Here is a 2615-nt window from a genome sequence, read left to right on the forward strand (position 1 = left end):
GGGCCCTGGAGGCGAAGGTCCTCACCTGCCTCCCGAAGCGGCCGGTGGGGTGGCGGGCGTTCCTCTGCGGCAACGCCGACGCGGTACTATCCCTGCGCAAGAAGCTCTTTCTCGCGGGGGTCTCGCTGAAGGACATCCACGCGGATGCCTTCCTGCCGAGCGTGCCGCGAGCAGGGCCCGTCGCCGGAGCCGCCTGACGTGTACCTGACCCTTCACGCCGACTACTCGCTGCGCGTCCTCATGTACCTGGCGGCGCGTCCGGGCCGGCCGTCGTCCACGCAGGAGATGGCGGACGCCTACGGCATCTCCAAGCACCACCTGGTGCGCGTGGTGCAGACGCTGGCGCAGCAGGGCGACGTGGAGGTGCGGCCGGGGCGCGCGGGCGGCGTGCTGCTGGCAAGGGCTCCGGGGGACATCCAGCTGGGCCGCGTGGTGCGCGCGGCCGAGCCGGACTTCCACCTGGTGGAGTGCTTCGACCGGGAGCGCAACACCTGTCCCATCGCGCCCGCCTGTGGCCTCAAGGGAGTCCTCGCGGAGGCGCGTGACGCGTTCCTCGCCACGTTGGACCGGTACTCGCTGGAGGACCTGCTGCGCCGCTCCAAGCCCGGCCTGTCGGACCTGCTGCTGACGCCGTCCGCGCCACGGGAGTGAGCCAGACTCGCATCGCTGCTTCAGCGCCCGTAGGTGCCCACGAGCGTGGCGCGAGCGAGCGTGTGCGTGAAGAGATTGAAGCCCAGGAACGCGGGCGTGGCGTCCTTCGGGATGTCGAGCGACTCCACGTCCACGGCATGCACGACGATGAAGTAGCGGTGCGCGCCATGGCCCGGTGGCGGCGCGGCGCCGAGGAAGCCGGGGGTGCCGCCGTCGTTGCGCAGCTGGAACGCACCGGTCGGCAGCTGCTTGCCGTCCTGCGAGCCCGCGTTCGTAGGCAGGTGGGTGGTGGAGCGCGGCAGGTTGACCACGGCCCAGTGCCAGAAGCCGCTCGCGGTGGGCGCGTCCGGGTCGTAGACCGTGACGGCGAAGCTCTTCGTGCCTTCCGGAAACCCGCTCCACGAAAGCTGCGGCGACACGTCCTGCCCACCCGCGCCGAAGATGCCGCTGAGCTGCGCGGTGGCCAGCGTCTGTCCTTCGCGCACGTCGGTGCTGGTGACGCTGAACGAAGGCACCTGGGGCAGGGCGTCGTAGGGGTTCGTCTTCATGGAGGGCTCCGGTGAAGGTAGGGGCGGAAGGCTAGACCTCCTGGTCACCGGATCCGCGCGGCCAGCCGTCCCACTGTCACAAACCGACGGAAGGTCGTTGGCATCGCGCCCCCGTGGCAGTCCCAGGTGGCGCTGTTCTCGCCATTACCCCCGAGTGCTGACGAAGTCCGCCCAGTCGTCCGGCTGTACCGTGACGCCCGACCACTTCCGCCAGGCGGTGACCTCGGCCTGCCAGGTGGCCGCCCCGCCGCGCAGGGGGAATGCACGCGTGACCGCGAGCCGGTGGACCAGTGCGTGGTCGCGCGGGAGGCTGCGATTGACCGCGTCGACTTCGCCGGGTTTCGCACGCAGGCGCAGCTCCGCCGCCTTCATGGCCCCGTCCTGCCGGAACAGCGTGGACAGGTCCTCCGTCACCGGCGTCTCGGTGAAGGACCAGAGGCCCAACAGCGGCGGCTCGCGCCCCTCCAGCAGCGCCGCGTGCAGCCGGTCGTGGCCATCCACCACCAGCCAGCGCTCGGCCAGGGCGAAGTACATCAGCAGCACCGGCGGCAGCGTTCCGTCCCGGACGTGCTTGCGCCACGCCTTCACCCGCCCGTCGTCTTCGGGTGACGGTGCACGCAGCGGCATCACCCCTCCGCTGCGCTCAGGGAGGCGGCCCGCTTCCGCCCAGGACCAGTCCTCGGAGCGGAAGGGCGGGAAGCGCAATGCCGCATGGAGCTCGCAGGGAGGCTCCGGAAGGACTCCCGACCCGATGATGGGCACCGTGGAATAGCCCTGTGCCTGCGCGACGGGAGCCACCTGGAGGGGCCGCAGACACCAGCGCCCCGAGTGGAGTAGCGACGGTTCGGATGTCTCGAAATGGTGTGTCCACCAGCGGGTCCACGCAGCCCACCATCCAGGCGAACCGGGTTCCGGGTGACGCCGGGCCTCCTCCGCGAGGATGCGCGGGAACGCGTCCGCGAGCTTCGCCGGGCCGCGCAGCCAGGCGCACCCGTTCCACCAGTCATCCACCCGCATCCAGAACAGAGGCTGCCCGCCGAGCATCACGCGCAGCAGGTAGGGCCGCGTGGCCTCGACATGGAGCAGGGGGCGTTGCCGCCAGTGTCTCCACGAAGGGACGGTCAGCAGCAGCCCGGGCCCATCCCCCGGCATCCGCCAATCCGTGTCATCCGCCGTCACGGCGATCCGTGGCTTCACCGGTCACCCTCCACGGCCGGGCACTCCACCTCGCGGCGCGTCCTCATGCAACAGACCGGCCACGAAGTGGTTTCACAGCGCAGCGCCATGCGTCGCTCAAGGTCGTGGTGCCCTTTGAACCGGCCTGACCGTGCTCATCGTGCCAGGGCTGACTCGCGTTTCGTGGATGGCAGGAATGGCCGGAGACGAAGACCTCGGGCATCCATGCCAGGCCCCTCC

General features: G+C 70.6%; 3 protein-coding genes and 1 pseudogene. 2 read left to right on the plus strand and 2 right to left on the minus strand.

The annotated features are described in order from the left end of the window. Both D7W81_RS40750 and D7W81_RS40755 read left to right on the plus strand, forming a co-directional pair. A pseudogene (locus D7W81_RS40750) lies at positions 1 to 197 on the plus strand (2Fe-2S iron-sulfur cluster-binding protein); the annotation flags it as partial. 1 nt (position 198) lies between these two features. After that, positions 199 to 651, plus strand: coding sequence for an RrF2 family transcriptional regulator (locus tag D7W81_RS40755; protein ID WP_120560690.1), 453 nt, complete (start codon positions 199 to 201; stop codon positions 649 to 651). Positions 652 to 671: 20 nt separating this feature from the next. Here D7W81_RS40755 and D7W81_RS40760 read toward each other — a convergent pair whose 3' ends face one another. Next, entirely contained in the window at positions 672 to 1199 is a 528-nt protein-coding gene (locus D7W81_RS40760) for a YbhB/YbcL family Raf kinase inhibitor-like protein (protein WP_120560691.1), read from the minus strand. A gap of 144 nt (positions 1200 to 1343) precedes the next feature. Further along, positions 1344 to 2396: a hypothetical protein gene (locus D7W81_RS40765; protein ID WP_120560692.1), complete on the minus strand. Its 1053-nt coding sequence runs from the start codon at positions 2394 to 2396 to the stop codon at positions 1344 to 1346. Positions 2397 to 2615: the final 219 nt, after the last annotated feature.

This window comes from Corallococcus aberystwythensis, assembly GCF_003612165.1.
Lineage (GTDB): Bacteria > Myxococcota > Myxococcia > Myxococcales > Myxococcaceae > Corallococcus > Corallococcus aberystwythensis.

Bases quoted from the DNA above. Each gene is read 5' to 3' on its own strand.
- D7W81_RS40760 (WP_120560691.1), bottom strand. From the start codon at position 1,199: ATGAAGACGAACCCCTACGACGCCCTGCCCCAGGTGCCTTCGTTCAGC.